Source organism: Shewanella sp. MR-4 (genome assembly GCF_000014685.1).
GTDB lineage: Bacteria > Pseudomonadota > Gammaproteobacteria > Enterobacterales > Shewanellaceae > Shewanella.
This window is the reverse complement of the sequence record NC_008321.1, coordinates 201,557-220,295: the sequence shown is the minus strand read 5'-3', so window position 1 is coordinate 220,295 and position 18,739 is coordinate 201,557. Positions and strand designations below refer to the sequence as shown.

General features: G+C 47.7%; 11 protein-coding genes, 6 tRNA genes and 3 rRNA genes. 1 reads left to right on the top strand and 19 read right to left on the bottom strand.

The window, feature by feature from the left end; genetic code table 11:
- Positions 1 to 74: 74 nt before the first annotated feature.
- The 12 genes from rpoB to SHEWMR4_RS00980 all read right to left on the bottom strand — a co-directional run bounded on the left by rpoB (position 75) and on the right by SHEWMR4_RS00980 (position 9,681).
- A complete protein-coding gene (rpoB, locus tag SHEWMR4_RS01035; RefSeq protein WP_011624801.1) occupies positions 75 to 4,112 on the bottom strand; it encodes a DNA-directed RNA polymerase subunit beta in 4,038 nt (1,345 codons plus the stop codon).
- Between the two features lie 242 nt (positions 4,113 to 4,354).
- Entirely contained in the window at positions 4,355 to 4,726 is a 372-nt protein-coding gene (gene rplL / locus SHEWMR4_RS01030) for a 50S ribosomal protein L7/L12 (RefSeq protein ID WP_011621021.1), read from the bottom strand.
- Positions 4,727 to 4,780: 54 nt separating this feature from the next.
- Positions 4,781 to 5,281, bottom strand: a complete 501-nt coding sequence (gene rplJ, locus SHEWMR4_RS01025; protein WP_011070609.1) for a 50S ribosomal protein L10 — start codon at positions 5,279 to 5,281, stop codon at positions 4,781 to 4,783.
- Between the two features lie 265 nt (positions 5,282 to 5,546).
- Complete coding sequence (rplA, locus tag SHEWMR4_RS01020; protein WP_011621020.1) at positions 5,547 to 6,248, bottom strand: 50S ribosomal protein L1; 702 nt, start codon at positions 6,246 to 6,248, stop codon at positions 5,547 to 5,549.
- Between the two features lie 4 nt (positions 6,249 to 6,252).
- Complete coding sequence (gene rplK, locus SHEWMR4_RS01015) at positions 6,253 to 6,681, bottom strand: 50S ribosomal protein L11 (protein ID WP_011621019.1); 429 nt, start codon at positions 6,679 to 6,681, stop codon at positions 6,253 to 6,255.
- 128 nt (positions 6,682 to 6,809) lie between these two features.
- Positions 6,810 to 7,361 (bottom strand): transcription termination/antitermination protein NusG, encoded by a 552-nt coding sequence (gene nusG / locus SHEWMR4_RS01010; RefSeq protein WP_011070606.1) that lies wholly within the window; start codon positions 7,359 to 7,361, stop codon positions 6,810 to 6,812.
- 9 nt (positions 7,362 to 7,370) lie between these two features.
- Entirely contained in the window at positions 7,371 to 7,742 is a 372-nt protein-coding gene (gene secE / locus SHEWMR4_RS01005) for a preprotein translocase subunit SecE (protein WP_011621018.1), read from the bottom strand.
- 277 nt (positions 7,743 to 8,019) lie between these two features.
- Positions 8,020 to 9,204: an elongation factor Tu gene (gene tuf, locus SHEWMR4_RS01000; protein ID WP_011621017.1), complete on the bottom strand. Its 1,185-nt coding sequence runs from the start codon at positions 9,202 to 9,204 to the stop codon at positions 8,020 to 8,022.
- A gap of 115 nt (positions 9,205 to 9,319) precedes the next feature.
- Positions 9,320 to 9,395: transfer RNA gene (locus SHEWMR4_RS00995), tRNA-Thr, on the bottom strand.
- A 9-nt stretch (positions 9,396 to 9,404) separates the two neighbouring features.
- Positions 9,405 to 9,478 (bottom strand) — tRNA-Gly (locus SHEWMR4_RS00990).
- Between the two features lie 35 nt (positions 9,479 to 9,513).
- A tRNA-Tyr gene (locus tag SHEWMR4_RS00985) sits at positions 9,514 to 9,598 on the bottom strand.
- Positions 9,599 to 9,605: 7 nt separating this feature from the next.
- Positions 9,606 to 9,681, bottom strand: a tRNA-Thr gene (locus tag SHEWMR4_RS00980).
- 234 nt (positions 9,682 to 9,915) lie between these two features.
- Here SHEWMR4_RS00980 and coaA point away from each other — a divergent pair.
- On the top strand, positions 9,916 to 10,866 hold the full coding sequence (coaA, locus tag SHEWMR4_RS00975; protein ID WP_011621015.1) for a type I pantothenate kinase: 951 nt from the start codon (positions 9,916 to 9,918) through the stop codon (positions 10,864 to 10,866).
- A gap of 1 nt (position 10,867) precedes the next feature.
- Here coaA and birA read toward each other — a convergent pair whose 3' ends face one another.
- From birA to SHEWMR4_RS00940, 7 genes are all read right to left on the bottom strand, one after another.
- Positions 10,868 to 11,827, bottom strand: a complete 960-nt coding sequence (gene birA, locus SHEWMR4_RS00970) for a bifunctional biotin--[acetyl-CoA-carboxylase] ligase/biotin operon repressor BirA (RefSeq protein ID WP_011621014.1) — start codon at positions 11,825 to 11,827, stop codon at positions 10,868 to 10,870.
- A complete protein-coding gene (murB, locus tag SHEWMR4_RS00965) occupies positions 11,820 to 12,845 on the bottom strand; it encodes a UDP-N-acetylmuramate dehydrogenase (protein ID WP_041408944.1) in 1,026 nt (341 codons plus the stop codon). The genes birA and murB overlap by 8 nt, the downstream gene beginning before the upstream one ends.
- A 199-nt stretch (positions 12,846 to 13,044) precedes the next feature.
- Positions 13,045 to 13,160 (bottom strand): 5S ribosomal RNA (gene rrf / locus SHEWMR4_RS00960).
- 131 nt (positions 13,161 to 13,291) lie between these two features.
- Positions 13,292 to 16,184: ribosomal RNA gene (locus tag SHEWMR4_RS00955) — 23S ribosomal RNA — on the bottom strand.
- Between the two features lie 273 nt (positions 16,185 to 16,457).
- Positions 16,458 to 16,533: transfer RNA gene (locus SHEWMR4_RS00950), tRNA-Ala, on the bottom strand.
- Positions 16,534 to 16,578: 45 nt separating this feature from the next.
- Positions 16,579 to 16,655: transfer RNA gene (locus SHEWMR4_RS00945), tRNA-Ile, on the bottom strand.
- A 119-nt stretch (positions 16,656 to 16,774) separates the two neighbouring features.
- Positions 16,775 to 18,317 (bottom strand): 16S ribosomal RNA (locus SHEWMR4_RS00940).
- Together the 16S, 23S and 5S rRNA genes with 2 tRNA genes alongside form the textbook arrangement of a ribosomal RNA operon.
- Positions 18,318 to 18,739: the final 422 nt, after the last annotated feature.

Below are 18,739 nucleotides of genomic sequence, written 5' to 3'. Positions count from 1 at the left end.
CTGAAGGAGTTAAACCGGGTGCTCCGCTCTCACGGAGCACCATTCTGTTGCCAAACGCGGCTAAATACCTGCGCTTATTCCTGATCCAACTCGATGTTGATACCGAGTGAACGGATCTCCTTCAGTAATACGTTGAAGGACTCTGGCATGCCAGGCTGCATCTGATGGTTACCGTCGACGATGTTCTTATACATCTGAGTACGACCGTTAACGTCATCCGATTTCACGGTGAGCATTTCTTGAAGCGTATAAGCGGCACCGTATGCTTCGAGTGCCCACACTTCCATCTCCCCGAAACGCTGACCACCGAACTGAGCTTTACCGCCCAGAGGTTGTTGAGTCACTAAGCTGTACGAACCGGTAGAACGGGCGTGCATCTTATCGTCAACTAAGTGGTTCAGTTTGAGCATGTACATGTAACCTACAGTTACTGGACGCTCAAATTCGTTACCGGTACGACCATCAAATAATTTCAGCTGACCAGAGGTTGGCAAGCCTGCAAGCTCAAGCATCTGCTTGATCTCTTTCTCTTTAGCACCGTCGAAGGCTGGCGTAGCAACTGGGATACCGCCTTTCAGGTTGTTCGCTAAGCGCAGTAACTCATCGTCAGTGAATGAATCGATGTCAACGCGCTGCTGCACTTCGTCACCTAATTCGTACACTTGCTTGATGTAGCTACGAACTTCTGCAAGTCCCTTCTCGCGCTGATCTTCCAGCATGGCAGCAATCTTGTTACCAATACCTTTAGCAGCAGCACCTAAGTGAACTTCAAGAACCTGACCGATGTTCATACGTGATGGAACGCCTAGCGGGTTCAATACGATGTCCACAGGGTTGCCTTGCTCGTCGTACGGCATGTCTTCAATTGGGTTAATCTTAGAGATAACACCCTTGTTACCGTGACGACCCGCCATCTTGTCACCTGGTTGGATAGTACGTTTAACCGCTAAGTAAACCTTAACGATCTTCAGTACGCCTGGTGCCAAGTCATCACCTTGGGTGATCTTGCGACGTTTGATTTCAAACTTCTTATCGAAGTCTGCTTTCAGCTCTTCATGCTGTTCAGCTAATTGCTCAAGCTCAGTTTGTTTGGTTTCATCGTCAATAACTTGAACCAATACATCTTTACGTGGCAATGCTGCGATTTGTGCTTCAGTGAAACCGGCACTTAATAATAAGTTGCGCGCACGGCTCAATACGCCTTCTTCAAGGATCTTGAACTCTTCGCCTAAGTCTTTACGAGCTTGGGCAATGTGCATTTCTTCGATTTCAATGGCGCGTTTGTCTTTCTCAACGCCGTCACGGGTAAATACCTGAACGTCGATGATGGTACCTTTAACAGAGTTAGGTACACGCAGTGAGCTGTCTTTCACATCAGACGCTTTCTCACCGAAGATAGCGCGTAGTAACTTCTCTTCTGGAGTCAGTTGCGTCTCGCCTTTTGGCGTAACTTTACCAACCAGAATGTCACCACCCTTCACTTCTGCACCGATGTAAACGATACCTGACTCGTCGAGTTTCGACAGAGCAGATTCACCTACGTTTGGAATGTCAGCAGTGATTTCTTCACTACCCAGCTTGGTATCACGAGCGATACAAGACAGCTCTTGAATGTGGATAGTGGTGAAACGGTCTTCCTGTGCAACACGCTCAGAAATTAAGATCGAGTCTTCGAAGTTGTAACCGTTCCAAGGCATGAATGCGATACGCATGTTCTGACCAAGGGCTAAGTCACCTAAGTCAGTAGACGGACCGTCTGCTAACACGTCACCACGAACCACTGGCTCACCAACTGAACAACATGGACGTTGGTTGATACAAGTGTTTTGGTTAGAACGGGTGTACTTAGTCAGGTTGTAAATGTCGATACCTGCTTCGCCTGGGCGCAGCTCGTCTTCATTAACTTTAACAACGATACGGCTCGCATCAACGTAATCGATCACACCGCCACGTTTGGCAGCAACAACTACACCGGAGTCCACAGCTAACGTGCGCTCAATACCCGTACCGACCAGAGGCTTCTCTGATTTCAGTGTTGGTACCGCTTGACGTTGCATGTTCGCACCCATCAATGCACGGTTCGCGTCGTCGTGTTCTAAGAACGGGATCAGAGACGCAGCAACAGAGATGATCTGTTGTGGCGATACGTCCATGTATTGAATGTCAGACGCACGCATAAAGGTAGATTCACCTTTGTGACGACATGCGATCTGTTCTTCAACCATGCGACCTTGTGAGTCAACTTCGATGTTCGCCTGTGCAATCACATAACGACCTTCTTCAATCGCCGACAAGTATTCCACATCGTCAGTGATCACACCGTCTACCACTTTGCGGTATGGGGTTTCTAAGAAGCCGTAAGAGTTAGTACGGGCAAAGCTCGCTAATGAGTTGATTAGACCAATGTTTGGACCTTCAGGGGTCTCAATTGGACATAAACGACCATAGTGCGTTGGGTGTACGTCGCGGACTTCGAAGCCTGCACGTTCACGGGTCAAACCACCTGGGCCAAGAGCAGAAATACGACGCTTATGCGTTACTTCTGACAGCGGGTTGTTTTGGTCCATGAATTGTGACAGCTGAGAAGAACCGAAGAACTCTTTCACTGCGGCAGAAATTGGCTTAGCGTTGATTAAGTCTTGTGGCATCAGCTCGTTTAGATCGCCTAATGACAGACGTTCACGCACGGCGCGCTCAACACGGACCAGACCAACACGGAATTGGTTTTCAGCCATTTCACCCACAGAACGAATTCGACGGTTACCTAAGTGGTCGATATCGTCCACTTCGTCGAAGCCGTTACGGATGTGAATGATGTTCTTCATTACTGCAACGATGTCTTCTTTAGACAGTACGCCGCTACCTTCGTCATCAGGAATGCTGAGACGACGGTTGAACTTCATACGACCTACTTTAGACAGGTCATAACGTTCTTCGCTGAAGAATAAGTTTTGGAACAGCGCTTCTGCTGCATCTTTGGTTGGTGGCTCACCAGGACGCATCATGCGGTAGATCTCAACTAACGCTTCTAAGCGGTTAGTGGTTGGATCGATACGCAGAGTGTCAGAGATGTAAGCACCGTGGTCTAGCTCGTTGATGTATAACGTGCTTAGCTCTTTGATGCCTGCCAGTGATAACTTCGCTAAGTCTTCTAAGCTGATTTCACTGTTAGCAGAAACTAAGACTTCACCCGTGTCCGGATCGATGTAATCTTGGGCAGCATATTTGCCCACGATGTACTCAACTGGCACTTCGAGTTCAGTGGTATTGGTTTTTTCTAATTGGCGAATGTGGCGTGCAGTGATACGACGGCCAGCTTCAACCAATACAGAGCCTTCAGCATCCTTGATGTCGTAGCTGGCGGTTTCGCCACGCAGACGCTCAGGTACTAAGGTCATAACCAGAGTATCTTTCTTGATCTTGAACTCAACGCGTTCGAAGAACAGATCGAGGATCTCTTGAGTAGAATACTCTAATGCGCGCAGAATGATGGTCGCAGGTAATTTACGGCGACGGTCAATACGTACGAACAGTGCATCTTTAGGGTCGAATTCAAAGTCTAACCATGAACCACGGTAAGGAATGATACGTGCGTTATACAGCACCTTACCTGATGAGTGGGTTTTACCACGGTCATGATCAAAGAACACGCCTGGGCTGCGGTGTAATTGAGATACGATTACACGCTCAGTACCGTTGATCACAAAGGTACCGTTGTCAGTCATTAATGGGATATCACCCATGTAGACTTCTTGTTCTTTAATATCTTTTACAGTGCCGGCCGCTGCTTCACGATCATACAACACCATGCGTAATTTAACGCGTAGTGGCGCTGAATATGTAACACCACGGATCTGACACTCTTTCACATCAAAAACAGGCTCGCCAAGCTTATAGCTGACGTATTGCAGTTCTGAATTACCAGAAAAGCTCTTGATGGGAAAAACGCTACGGAAGGCGGCTTCTAAACCGCGCTCACCGGTAGGATCTTGATCGGTGAACTTCTTAAAAGAGTCTAACTGAATAGACAAAAGGTAAGGAATATCCAACACCTGTGGACGCTTACCAAAGTCTTTGCGAATACGCTTCTTTTCAGAATAGGAGTAAACCATGGGTTTCCTCTGCTTGCGAGATGTGACCAAGACTGAACTCATAACAATAGTCATTAAATTCAGCACGTTTGCCCATCACCGTTGATGGCAAGAACCTAACCAGTAATCTCTGCTAGGGACTGCAAAATTTGGCGATAAACGGTGAAAAAAAATCGCCGACGCATATAGCGCAAAAAAGGCCGACGGTTAAAAAACCGCCAGCCTCCACCCAATTGGCTTGGGTGAGTAAGCTACATAATAGCTTACTTGATCTCTACTGTAGCACCAGCTTCAACCAGTTCTTTCTTCAGAGCTTCAGCTTCTTCTTTAGAAACGCCTTCTTTAACTGCTACTGGAGCAGCTTCAGACATTGCTTTAGCTTCTTTCAGGCCTAAACCAGTTGCGCCACGGATTGCTTTAATAACAGCAACTTTGTTGTCGCCGTGAGCAGTCAGAATTACGTTGAATTCTGTTTGTTCTTCAGCAGCAGCACCTGCATCAGCAGCACCGCCAGCAACTACTGCAGCAGCAGCAGAAACGCCGAACTTCTCTTCCATAGCTTCGATCAGTTCAACAACTTCCATTACAGACATAGCTGCAAAGGCTTCTAAGATTTGGTCTTTAGTGATAGACATAACAAATGTTTCCTATTGTTCTGAATTCAATTTTATTAAGCAGCCAGCTTAAAATTAAGCGGCTTCTTGTTTTTGATCGCGCAGGGCGGCCAGAGTACGAACGAACTTGCCAGCAGATGCTTCTTTCATAGTCATCATTAACTGTGCTAGTGCTTCTTCGTATGTTGGCAGTTTCGCCAAACGATCAATGTCAGCTGCAGGGATGAAATTCCCTTCAAAGGCTGCGCCTTTAACTTCGAAGTTAGCTTGCTCTTTAGCAAAGTCTTTTAACAGACGAGCTGCAGCACCTGGGTGCTCGTTAGAGAAAGCAATCAAAGTTGGGCCAGTGAACGTTTCTGCTAGGCACTCAAATGCAGTACCTTCAACAGCACGACGAGCCAGAGTGTTACGTACTACACGTACATAAACACCAGCTTCGCGAGCTTTTTTACGCAGACCGGTCATAGCACCTACAGTTACACCGCGTGAATCAGCGGCTACTGCAGATAGCGCACCTTTGGCAGCTTCGTTGACTTCAGCAACAATCGCTTTTTTGTCTTCGAGTCTTAATGCCATTGGCTTTACTCCTGGATTCCACCTAGGGTATTCCCTAGTACTTACCATACTAAATACTTATGTATTTAGTGACTTACGGTGCAGATTATCCAGTAAAAAAATTTAGCTGGGGCCTGACACCGTCTACGCAGGAAATTAAGTAAACCGTTAAAGTAAACACCTGCGGTCTTGGACGGAAGCCTAATTAATGATGCATTAAGCATCAAAAACAGGCTTCAACCCACAAAGTGCGCGCATTATAGACTAATGCACGTACCTTGTAAAATTAGTTAGCTGTTTCGAGAGTCGCTTGGTCGATAGCTACACCTGCACCCATAGTGGTAGAGATGCTAACTTTCTTCACGTATACACCTTTAGCAACTGCAGGCTTAGCCTTTTTCAGTGCAGAGATTAACGCTTCCAAGTTTTCTTTCAATTGAACTGGTGTGAAATCCACTTTACCGATAGTAGTGTGGATAATACCGTTCTTGTCGTTGCGGTAACGAACTTGACCAGCTTTGGCGTTCTTAACTGCTTCAGCAACGTTTGGCGTTACTGTGCCAGTTTTTGGGTTAGGCATTAAACCACGTGGGCCTAAGATTTGACCTAACATACCAACAACGCGCATTGCATCTGGAGATGCGATAACTACGTCGAAGTTCATTTCACCGGCTTTGATTTGCTCAGCCAGATCATCCATACCAACGAGTTCAGCACCAGCAGCTTTTGCAGCTTCAGCATTTGCACCTTGTGTAAATACTGCAACGCGAACGTCACGACCAGTACCGTGTGGTAATACAGTAGCACCACGAACGTTTTGGTCTGATTTACGTGGGTCGATGCCCAGGTTAACAGCAACGTCAACACTTTCAACGAACTTAGCAGTTGCTAATTCTTTTAACAGAGCAACAGCGTCGTTGATTTCGTATAACTTAGTACCGTCAACTTTCTCGCGGATTACGCGCATGCGTTTAGTTAGTTTTGCCATTATATTAACCCTCTACAACCAAACCCATTGAACGCGCAGTACCTTCGATTGAGCGAGTCATCGCTTCAACATCAGCACCAGTCATATCGGCCGCTTTCAATTCAGCAATTTCTTGAATCTTAGCACGAGCGATAGTACCTACTTTCTGAGTGTTTGGACGTGGAGAACCTGATTTCAGGCCTGCAGCAGTCTTCAGTAAGTAAGAAGCTGGCGGTGTCTTAGTTTCGAAAGTGAATGAACGGTCACTGTATACAGTGATCACGACTGGAATAGGCATGCCTTTTTCCATTTTTTCTGTACGGGCGTTAAACGCTTTACAGAATTCCATGATGTTCACACCTTTCTGACCCAGAGCTGGACCAACTGGTGGTGAAGGGTTCGCAGAACCTGATTTCACTTGTAGCTTAATATAAGCATCAATCTTTTTTGCCATCTGACATTTCCTCAGTTTGGGTTCAAACGCGCATCAGCGACATGCCGACGTGCTCCCCCGAAAACAACGGGTGCGGATTATATAGAAATCCGCCCCCGTTGCCAAACGGATTTTTGTATTTAATTTAATCAGCCTTTTTCGACTTGACTAAAATCGAGCTCAACCGGTGTAGAACGACCAAAGATCATTACCGACACTTTTACGCGGCTCTTGTCATAATCCACTTCTTCAACGGTACCGTTAAAGTCAGCAAATGGACCATCACAAACACGCACCACTTCGCCCGGCTCGAAAATAACACGGTGAGTCGGTGAAGCTGTGGTTTCTTGTAAGCGACGCAGAATTGCATCCGCTTCTCTATCTGAAATTGGAGCAGGACGATCAGAAGTTCCGCCAATAAAGCCTAAAACACGCGGGATGCTTTTGACTAAATGCCAGCTGTCATCGTTCATTTCCATCTGGACTAACACATAGCCAGGGAAAAACTTACGCTCGCTCTTACGACGCTGGCCTGCACGCATTTCAATGACTTCTTCAGTCGGAACTAATACTTCACCGAAGTATTGCTCCATGCCATGCATTTTAATGTATTCAATCAGTGACTTACAAACTCGGCCTTCATAGCCAGAGAATGCCTGCACTACATACCATCTTTTTTTAGCTTCTTTAGCTTCAGTCATTCGAGGTGCCTATACGCCAGTGATGAAATTGACAATGTGCATTAACACAGCATCTAAACCCCATAAAACAAGGGCTAAAATACCTGTTGCAGCAAGGACAATAAAAGTGGTGTTAAGCGCTTCTTGACGCGTCGGCCATACGACCTTGCGCACTTCAATTTGCGACTCACGAGCAAACGCTAAGGCTTTCTTACCCTTTTCTGTTTGCAGGGCAATAAAACCAGCAATAGCGAATGCAACGATAACAGCCAGTGCACGGATCACGGCACTTGTCTCGCTATACATTTGATTGCCAATAACAGCAGCGGCCAGCAATAGGATCGCTAAACCCCACTTCACGATATCCAGAGAGTTAGTCTGGTTTTCAGTATTTGTTGTCATCGGTTATTCCGTTACTCAATACGGCCTGAGCTTGAGCACAATAATTAGGGACATACGACCCAGTTACAATACGCTTTAGATACTCTGCATTCCGAATACCCTTAGAAACGCATGTAGCATAAGCTCAGGGTCAAAAATCGGCCATAGATTGTATTCTTATTCGACTTTGTTAGCAAGGATGCACAACAGTTGCAGCCCACAAAACCCAGTAAATAATCGACTTAAACAAAAAAGGAAGCCTAAGCTTCCTTTTTCAGCACTATATCTAAGTTCGCGATTAAGCGAAAATCTTAGCTACAACACCTGCACCGACTGTACGGCCACCTTCACGGATTGCGAAGCGTAAACCTTCGTCCATCGCGATTGGGCAGATCAGGGTGACTTTCATCTTGATGTTGTCGCCTGGCATTACCATCTCTACGCCTTCTGGCAGTTCGATAGTTCCAGTCACGTCAGTTGTACGGAAGTAGAACTGTGGACGGTAGCCTTTGAAGAATGGAGTGTGACGACCACCTTCTTCTTTTGACAGAACGTATACTTCTGATTCAAAAGTAGTGTGTGGGTTGATTGAGCCTGGCTTAGATAATACTTGACCACGTTCTACGTCATCACGCTTAGTACCACGTAACAGGATACCACAGTTCTCACCTGCACGACCTTCGTCAAGCAGCTTACGGAACATTTCAACACCAGTACAGGTTGTCTTAGTGGTTGCACGGATACCAACGATTTCTACTTCGTCACCAACACGTACGATACCACGCTCAACACGACCAGTTACTACTGTACCACGGCCAGAGATTGAGAATACGTCTTCGATTGGCATCAGGAATGGCTTATCGATATCACGCTCTGGTTCTGGAATGTAAGAATCCAGTGCTTCTGCTAATTCGATGATCTTAGCTTCCCACTCTGGCTCGCCTTCTAGCGCTTTCAGAGCAGAACCTTGGATAACTGGTAAGTCATCACCTGGGAAGTCGTATTCTGATAACAGTTCACGTACTTCCATTTCTACTAATTCTAACAGTTCAGCATCGTCAACCATGTCACACTTGTTCATGAATACGATGATGAATGGTACGCCTACTTGGCGAGACAGCAGGATGTGCTCACGAGTTTGTGGCATTGGACCGTCAGTAGAAGCTACTACCAGGATCGCGCCGTCCATCTGTGCAGCACCAGTGATCATGTTTTTAACATAGTCAGCGTGGCCTGGGCAGTCTACGTGTGCGTAGTGGCGAGTTGGAGTATCGTATTCGATGTGAGAGGTATTGATGGTAATACCGCGCTCACGCTCTTCTGGAGCGTTATCGATTTGAGAGAAGTCTTTAGCTTCACCACCGTAGGTCTTAGCCAGTACGTGAGAGATAGCTGCAGTCAGAGTGGTTTTACCATGGTCAACGTGACCGATGGTGCCCACGTTAACATGGGGCTTATTACGTTCAAATTTAGCTTTTGCCATGGTATTGCCTCAATCCAAGAGTCTTGGTGATGAAAACATACATATAGAAAAAATCCGATGCATATAAATGACATCGAACCGATTATTTAGGTATAGGAGCTTAATTTAGAAAGGCTGGTGCTGATAGGCAGATTCGAACTGCCGACCTCACCCTTACCAAGGGTGTGCTCTACCAACTGAGCCATATCAGCAACTAAATTTGGAGCGGGCAGCGGGAATCGAACCCGCGTTATCAGCTTGGAAGGCTGGAGTAATACCATTATACGATGCCCGCGCAACCTAACTAAGGCTACCTAACTACCTAGAAAATGGTGGAGGGAGAAGGATTCGAACCTTCGAAGGCGGAGCCGTCAGATTTACAGTCTGATCCCTTTGGCCACTCGGGAACCCCTCCAGTAAAATGGTGCCGGCACCAAGAGTCGAACTCGGGACCTACTGATTACAAGTCAGTTGCTCTACCAACTGAGCTATGCCGGCAAATCATTTCGGAACGGGATATTAGGTAAATGTGTGCCTAAGTGCAAGCTAAAATCGACGAATTGTTTAAAAAAAGCAATCAAATGATGCTTTTTTACACTTAAACCCGCTCCATCGAGCAATTCTCCAGCGAATACTCAACCTAGATATACAAACAAGGCACAGAGAATAGATTTTATATTGTCGATACTTAAGTCATGGTGTACTGTGCGATCCCTAAGCCGAGGAAAGCCAATGACGTCAAAAAATCCAATTCAAAAAGCACTCTACCTTGCCTTTGAGCGCGCACAATGGTCTGTTTTACGGGACGCAGTGCCGATGACACTGAGTGAACAAGACTTGGAAAATTTACGCGGTATCAATGAGAAGGTTTCACTTACTGAAGTGACCGATATTTACCTGCCTCTCAGTAGGTTACTTAATCTCATTGTTAAAGCGAAACAACAACGCGGCTTAGTTTTGGATGAGTTTCTCGGCCAAAAACCTTCGAGTAGTCCTTATATCATTAGCATTGCTGGCAGCGTTGCCGTGGGGAAAAGTACCACAGCGCGTATTTTGCAAGCATTGCTGCGCCACTGGCCTGAGCATCCAAAAGTCGATTTAGTCACTACCGATGGTTTTTTGTATCCTTTGGCCGACTTAAAACGCAAGGGATTACTGCAACGTAAAGGCTTCCCCGAAAGCTACGATATGAAGATGTTGGTCGAATTTATTGCGGCAGTAAAATCGGGGCAAGCCCATGTGAATGCGCCTATCTATTCCCACGTGACTTACGATCGTATTCGCGGCCAGCATCAGACAGTTTCTCAGCCCGATATTTTGATCCTAGAAGGACTCAATGTACTGCAAACCGGCTTAGATTCACCAGTAGATATACGTCGTCCCTTTGTTTCCGACTTTGTCGACTTCTCTATTTATGTCGATGCCGAAGAGCACTTATTAAAGCAATGGTATCAAGAGCGCTTTCTGCAATTCCGCAAAGGCGCTTTCAGTGATGAAAAGTCTTATTTCCATCACTACGCCAGCCTAACGGATGATGAGGCCAATGTGATTGCTGCGAAGATTTGGGACACTATCAACGGCCCCAATCTGCAACTCAATATCCAGCCGACAAGAGAGCGAGCACATCTGATCCTGCAAAAAGGCCAGGATCACTTGATGTCCCACGTATTGTTGCGCAAATAGGCTATCTCGGCCTTAAACTAATTTCGCCGCCGATGTATGCCTGTGTGCCATCGGCGGTTTCAAGTAGCACTGCGCCCTGTTCGTCGACGCCGCGGCAAATTCCCTCAACATGATTTTCACCCATGAGCAAACGGATCTCTTTGCCATAGAATAAATCAGCCGCTTGCCAACGCAATTTGAATGCAGCTAATCCTTCGCGTTCAAACAGTTGAATATCTTTCTTCAGCTGTTTTTGCAGCGCAATCACGAGATCCGTTTTATTCGGCATAGTCGCGAGAGCGGATAAATCGCTCCAAGGCTGGTCTATGCCCTTACCTTGGTCTTCCGACATGGCCATGTTGACGCCAATACCAATGATCAATTGGCACTCACTGTCCGCCTGACCTGACATCTCAATTAAAATGCCAGCAAGCTTTTTATAATTAAGGTAAATATCGTTTGGCCATTTTACGCCGATATTATCAACGCCAAAGGATTTCAATACCTCGACTAAGCTACAAGCTACCACTAGGCTTAAGCCCATAGCCTGCGCCATCCCTTGAGGAAATGACCAAAACTGCGAGAAATATAAATGATGCCCATAGGGAGAAACCCAAGTACGGCCACGGCGACCTCGCCCTGCCGACTGGTATTCCGCGACACACAGGTCGCCACTCTTAAGCTCACCCGTATGGCTTAACATAAAGCCGTTGGTGCTTGGGATCTCATCAAAATAAAAGCAGCGATTATCAATCGACTGAATTAACCGAGCAGAGTCGATAAGGGAGATAGGGTTCGCTAACTTGTAACCGCGGCCTTTGACACTGTAAATTGCCACGCCATAGTCTTCCAAAGCATCCACATGCTTACTCACCGCCGCACGAGAAATACCCAGTTGTGTCGCCAACTCTTCACCCGAGACAAAATATTCGCTCGACAGTAATCCCAGTATTTCGCGTTTTCTCACCCAGTTATCAGACATCGAGACTCGTCTCCCCTGTTAATCCCATAATTCTTGGCTCGGCTTCTAGCTTAACGCCAAAAACCTCATTCACTCGCGCAATAACATGTAATGCTAATCGACAAATATCTTGGCCGGTCGCATGACCTAAATTGACTAATACTAAGGCTTGCTTCGCATGCACTCCCGCGTTACCAAGAGCAAAACCCTTAAGACCCGCATGTTCGATTAGCCAACCTGCAGCCAGTTTAACCTCTCCATTGGGTTGCGCATAACCGACGATACTCGGGAAATGCGCAGCAAGCTGCATATAAGTCGCCGCGCTTACGATAGGATTCTTAAAGAAACTACCTGCATTTCCGAGTTCTTCTGGGTTAGGTAGCTTTTCGCTCCTCACTTCGCAGACTCGTTCAAAAATCTCCCTTGGGGTCACCGTCTCGGCGTTAAATGATTGTAACGGACCATAGGCCAATTTTGGTTGCCAAGCTTTAGGGAGGCGCAAACCAACGGCAGTAATCACAGCTTTGTCGCGTAAACAGCCCTTAAATATTGACTCCCGATAGGCAAACTCACACTCATCTGCAGTAAGCCTTAGCAAGTTACCAGACTCGAGATCCAGATATTCGACCCAATCACAAATATCGCACAGCTCTACGCCATAGGCGCCGATGTTTTGGATCGGAGCAGCACCAACAGTGCCAGGGATAAGCGCTAAGTTCTCAAGACCTGGCATGTCCTGATTTAAGCTGAAGTGAACTAATTCATGCCAGTTCTCACCCGCCTCAACGGCAAGGTAAAAGTGAGTGCCATCTTCAGAGCAGGAAATACCCTTAGTCAACACACGCACTACAGTGCCATTAAAATCATCGGTGAATACGATATTGCTGCCGCCACCGAGGACAAGCATAGGTCGCTTAGACTGATATAAGGATAAGCAGGTCGATTGCAGCTCTGCCTTGGAATGGACTTCAATCATGGATAAGCAAGATTGCTCCACGCCAAAAGTATTAAACGGCTTTAGCGAATATGGAAAAGACATGGTGATGTTCTGCCGCGACAAAAGCGACATTGTAAACGCTTCACCCTAGAATTGCAGCAAACTGAGGTAGATCGGTAAAAGCAGGTAAATTAATGCAGTAAGGTCTTGAACAAGAGTAAAAACAACAGAGGAAGTGGCAGTTAAGAACGCGAAAACAAAAAAGCCAGCTTATTCAGCTGGCTTTATCGTTTAATTAGGCGCTTGGCGATGACCTACTCTCACATGGGGAGACCCCACACTACCATCGGCGCGATTGCGTTTCACTTCTGAGTTCGGGATGGGATCAGGTGGGACCACAATGCTATTGTCACCAAGCAAATTTGCTATTTACTTACCCGTCTTATCTCATGCAGGCAGTAAATGTAATTCGGAAAGCTGGATTGAGTACCACTTCTTAAGTGTTTGTATTCGTCTAAGTGCTACTTAGCAAAACCCATCTGGGTTGTATGGTTAAGCCTCTCGAGTCATTAGTATCAGTTAGCTCAACGCCTCACAACGCTTACACACCTGACCTATCAACGTCCTAGTCTCGAACGGCTCTTTAGTGGACTTAAAGTCCAAGGGATGACTCATCTTGGGGCTCGCTTCCCGCTTAGATGCTTTCAGCGGTTATCGATTCCGAACATAGCTACCGGGCAATGCCATTGGCATGACAACCCGAACACCAGCGGTTCGTTCACTCCGGTCCTCTCGTACTAGGAGCAACTCCCCTCAATCATCCAACGCCCACGGCAGATAGGGACCGAACTGTCTCACGACGTTCTGAACCCAGCTCGCGTACCACTTTAAATGGCGAACAGCCATACCCTTGGGACCGACTTCAGCCCCAGGATGTGATGAGCCGACATCGAGGTGCCAAACACCGCCGTCGATATGAACTCTTGGGCGGTATCAGCCTGTTATCCCCGGAGTACCTTTTATCCGTTGAGCGATGGCCCTTCCATTCAGAACCACCGGATCACTATGACCTACTTTCGTACCTGCTCGACGTGTCTGTCTCGCAGTTAAGCTGGCTTATGCCATTGCACTAACCGTACGATGTCCGACCGTACTTAGCCAACCTTCGTGCTCCTCCGTTACTCTTTGGGAGGAGACCGCCCCAGTCAAACTACCCACCAGGCACTGTCCTTAACCCCGATTAGGGGCCCAAGTTAGAACATCAACACTACAAGGGTGGTATTTCAAGGACGACTCCACGAGAACTAGCGTTCCCGCTTCAAAGTCTCCCACCTATCCTACACATGTAGGGTCAATGTTCAGTGCCAAGCTATAGTAAAGGTTCACGGGGTCTTTCCGTCTAGCCGCGGGTATACGGCATCTTCACCGCAATTTCAACTTCACTGAGTCTCGGCTGGAGACAGCGTGGCCATCATTACGCCATTCGTGCAGGTCGGAACTTACCCGACAAGGAATTTCGCTACCTTAGGACCGTTATAGTTACGGCCGCCGTTTACCGGGGCTTCGATCATGAGCTTCTCTTGCGATAACCCAATCAATTAACCTTCCGGCACCGGGCAGGCGTCACACCGTATACGTCATCTTGCGATTTTGCACAGTGCTGTGTTTTTGATAAACAGTTGCAGCCACCTGGTATCTGCGACTGCCGTCAGCTTAGGGAGCAAGTCCCATCACCAACAGCAGCGTACCTTCTCCCGAAGTTACGGTACCATTTTGCCTAGTTCCTTCAGCCGAGTTCTCTCAAGCGCCTTGGTATTCTCTACCCGACCACCTGTGTCGGTTTGGGGTACGATTCCCGCTAACCTGAAGCTTAGAAGATTTTCCTGGAAGCATGGCATCAACTACTTCATCCCCTTGGGGACTCGTCATCAGCTCTCAGTGTATAGTGACCCGGATTTGCCTAAGTCACCCACCTACCACCTTAAACGCGGACTACCAACGCCGCGCTAGCCTAGCCTTCTCCGTCTCTCCATCGCAGTTAGCGGAAGTACAGAAATATTAATCTGTTTCCCATCGACTACGCCTTTCGGCCTCGCCTTAGGGGTCGACTCACCCTGCCCCGATTAACGTTGGACAGGAACCCTTGGTCTTTCGGCGAGGGGGTTTTTCACCCCCTTTATCGTTACTCATGTCAGCATTCGCACTTCTGATACCTCCAGCGTGGGTTACCCCTTCACCTTCAACGGCTTACAGAACGCTCCTCTACCGCGCAACCCTAATGGATTGCACCCGTAGCTTCGGTGGTATGTTTAGCCCCGTTACATCTTCCGCGCAGGCCGACTCGACTAGTGAGCTATTACGCTTTCTTTAAATGATGGCTGCTTCTAAGCCAACATCCTAGCTGTCTAAGCCTTCCCACATCGTTTCCCACTTAACATACACTTTGGGACCTTAGCTGACGGTCTGGGTTGTTTCCCTTTTGACGACGGACGTTAGCACCCGCCGTCTGTCTCCCGGATAGCACTCTTTGGTATTCGGAGTTTGCAAAGGGTTGGTAAGTCGGGATGACCCCCTAGCCTTAACAGTGCTCTACCCCCAAAGGTGTTCGTCCGAGGCGCTACCTAAATAGCTTTCGAGGAGAACCAGATATCTCCCGGTTTGATTGGCCTTTCACCCCCAGCCACAAGTCATCCGCTAATTTTTCAACATTAGTCGGTTCGGTCCTCCAGTTGATGTTACTCAACCTTCAACCTGCCCATGGCTAGATCACCGGGTTTCGGGTCTACGCCTTGCAACTAAACGCGCAGTTAACACTCGGTTTCCCTACGGCTCCGCTATTCGCTTAACCTCGCTACAAAACGTAAGTCGCTGACCCATTATACAAAAGGTACGCAGTCACGGTCTCAAGTACCGCTCCCACTGCTTGTACGTATACGGTTTCAGGTTCTATTTCACTCCCCTCACAGGGGTTCTTTTCGCCTTTCCCTCACGGTACTGGTTCACTATCGGTCAGTCAGGAGTATTTAGCCTTGGAGGATGGTCCCCCCATATTCAAACAGGATATCACGTGTCCCGCCTTACTCGTTTTCATCAAAGGTTAGTTTTCGTGTACGGGGCTATCACCCTGTGCCGCTGGACTTTCCAGACCATTCCACTAACACCCCTCTGACTTAAGGGCTAATCCCCGTTCGCTCGCCGCTACTAGGGGAATCTCGGTTGATTTCTTTTCCTAAGGGTACTTAGATGTTTCAGTTCCCCTCGTTTGCCTCACTACACTATGTATTCATGCAGTGATAACAGCTTATGCTGCTGGGTTCCCCCATTCGGACATCGTTAGCTCAAATGCTTGTTACTAGCTCGCCAACGCTTTTCGCAAGTTACTACGTCCTTCATCGCCTCTGACTGCCAAGGCATCCACCGTATACGCTTAGTCGCTTAACCATACAACCCAAATGAGTTTCACATCACTTGCGTCGTTGCGACCAGCTGGTTTTACTTGTCTCATCTTCGACCAAGAAGATGGACTCGCCTTAGACTTGAATATTCAAGACACTTAAAAAGTGTTTTAAGAACTCAATTTTTTCGTATTAACACAACGACAGACATCATTGTATTAATTACTATCAGCTTTCCAAATTGTTAAAGAGCGGGCTTAAAAAAGCCAAAGATAATTTTTCAGTTTATCTTTGGCATCTCTAACCAGATTGCAGTAAATGGTGGAGCTATGCGGGATCGAACCGCAGACCTCCTGCGTGCAAGGCAGGCGCTCTCCCAGCTGAGCTATAGCCCCATTTACATGCAGTGCGAGTATCAGATGTCCCAACCCTCAAAGGATTGGTGGGTCAGAGTGGACTTGAACCACCGACCTCACCCTTATCAGGGGTGCGCTCTAACCAGCTGAGCTACAGACCCATCTTTTACTCTATCTTCTATCAAGCAAATCTGTGTGAACACTCAAAAGGTACACTGATGTACCGAATGTCGAAAATGCAGGAGCATTTTTCGACCAAACATCGAGTTAGTCGTATAGGTAAGGAGGTGATCCAGCCCCAGGTTCCCCTAGGGCTACCTTGTTACGACTTCACCCCAGTCATGAACCACAAAGTGGTGAGCGCCCTCCCGAAGGTTAAGCTACCCACTTCTTTTGCAGCCCACTCCCATGGTGTGACGGGCGGTGTGTACAAGGCCCGGGAACGTATTCACCGTGGCATTCTGATCCACGATTACTAGCGATTCCGACTTCATGGAGTCGAGTTGCAGACTCCAATCCGGACTACGACGAGCTTTGTGAGATTAGCTCCACCTCGCGGCTTTGCAACCCTCTGTACTCGCCATTGTAGCACGTGTGTAGCCCTACTCGTAAGGGCCATGATGACTTGACGTCGTCCCCACCTTCCTCCGGTTTATCACCGGCAGTCTCCCTAGAGTTCCCGCCATTACGCGCTGGCAAATAAGGATAGGGGTTGCGCTCGTTGCGGGACTTAACCCAACATTTCACAACACGAGCTGACGACAGCCATGCAGCACCTGTCTCAGAGTTCCCGAAGGCACTAAGCTATCTCTAGCGAATTCTCTGGATGTCAAGAGTAGGTAAGGTTCTTCGCGTTGCATCGAATTAAACCACATGCTCCACCGCTTGTGCGGGCCCCCGTCAATTCATTTGAGTTTTAACCTTGCGGCCGTACTCCCCAGGCGGTCTACTTAATGCGTTAGCTTGAGAGCCCAGTGTTCAAGACACCAAACTCCGAGTAGACATCGTTTACGGCGTGGACTACCAGGGTATCTAATCCTGTTTGCTCCCCACGCTTTCGTGCCTGAGCGTCAGTCTTTGTCCAGGGGGCCGCCTTCGCCACCGGTATTCCTCCAGATCTCTACGCATTTCACCGCTACACCTGGAATTCTACCCCCCTCTACAAGACTCTAGTTTGCCAGTTCGAAATGCAATTCCCAGGTTGAGCCCGGGGCTTTCACATCTCGCTTAACAAACCGCCTGCGCACGCTTTACGCCCAGTAATTCCGATTAACGCTTGGACCCTCCGTATTACCGCGGCTGCTGGCACGGAGTTAGCCGGTCCTTCTTCTGTAGGTAACGTCACAGATAAGCCGTATTAAGACTTACCCTTTCCTCCCTACTGAAAGTGCTTTACAACCCGAAGGCCTTCTTCACACACGCGGCATGGCTGCATCAGGGTTTCCCCCATTGTGCAATATTCCCCACTGCTGCCTCCCGTAGGAGTCTGGGCCGTGTCTCAGTCCCAGTGTGGCTGATCATCCTCTCAGAACAGCTAGGGATCGTCGCCTTGGTGAGCCATTACCTCACCAACTAGCTAATCCCACCTAGGTTCATCCAATCGCGAAAGGCCCGAAGGTCCCCTCCTTTCCCCCGTAGGGCGTATGCGGTATTAGCAGTCGTTTCCAACTGTTATCCCCCTCGACTGGGCAGATCCCTAGGCATTACTCACCCGTCCGCCGCTCGCCACCTCAGGAGTAAACTCCCTTGTGCTGCCGCTCGACTTGCATGTGTTAGGCCTGCCGCCAGCGTTCAATCTGAGCCATGATCAAACTCTTCAATTAAAAGTTTTTTTGTTTAACTCGCGTTAAACGACTCAATGAATTCTACTGTTTTGATTCGCTTTGCTCACTAAGAAGCATCGCGTTTCAATTCATACATTACTGTATGTACATATTGCTATGAACACTCATTCATTGATGTAAATTTTGATTACTCGCCAAACGGCAGAGCAATTTCGATTAACTCAACACCTGTGAGTGTCCACACAGATTTGCTTGATAAATTGTTAAAGAGCGTTGACCATCGCCTTATCGCAAGTGATTTCAGCGGGTCAGGGCTGCGTATTTTACGCATTCCCGTTTTTGCGTCAAGTAGTTTTTGCAACTTTCTTTTCGCACATCGAGGAGGTAAATCACTCGATAAACTGGCACTTGAAACTGCGTATCGCTGTCTGCCGTGTCAGTGGATGCGCATTATAGGCAGC

What these genes read in the sequence shown, in the direction of transcription:
- rpoB (WP_011624801.1), bottom strand. Translation starts at nt 4,112, where the DNA reads ATGGTTTACTCCTATTCTGAAAAGAAGCGTATTCGCAAAGACTTTGGT.
- rplK (WP_011621019.1), bottom strand. Translation starts at nt 6,681, where the DNA reads ATGGCAAAAAAGATTGATGCTTATATTAAGCTACAAGTGAAATCAGGT.
- coaA (WP_011621015.1), top strand. Translation starts at nt 9,916, where the DNA reads ATGACGTCAAAAAATCCAATTCAAAAAGCACTCTACCTTGCCTTTGAG.
- nusG (WP_011070606.1), bottom strand. Translation starts at nt 7,361, where the DNA reads ATGACTGAAGCTAAAGAAGCTAAAAAAAGATGGTATGTAGTGCAGGCA.
- tuf (WP_011621017.1), bottom strand. Translation starts at nt 9,204, where the DNA reads ATGGCAAAAGCTAAATTTGAACGTAATAAGCCCCATGTTAACGTGGGC.
- rplA (WP_011621020.1), bottom strand. Translation starts at nt 6,248, where the DNA reads ATGGCAAAACTAACTAAACGCATGCGCGTAATCCGCGAGAAAGTTGAC.
- rplJ (WP_011070609.1), bottom strand. Translation starts at nt 5,281, where the DNA reads ATGGCATTAAGACTCGAAGACAAAAAAGCGATTGTTGCTGAAGTCAAC.
- birA (WP_011621014.1), bottom strand. Translation starts at nt 11,827, where the DNA reads ATGTCTGATAACTGGGTGAGAAAACGCGAAATACTGGGATTACTGTCG.
- murB (WP_041408944.1), bottom strand. Translation starts at nt 12,845, where the DNA reads ATGTCTTTTCCATATTCGCTAAAGCCGTTTAATACTTTTGGCGTGGAG.
- secE (WP_011621018.1), bottom strand. Translation starts at nt 7,742, where the DNA reads ATGACAACAAATACTGAAAACCAGACTAACTCTCTGGATATCGTGAAG.
- rplL (WP_011621021.1), bottom strand. Translation starts at nt 4,726, where the DNA reads ATGTCTATCACTAAAGACCAAATCTTAGAAGCCTTTGCAGCTATGTCT.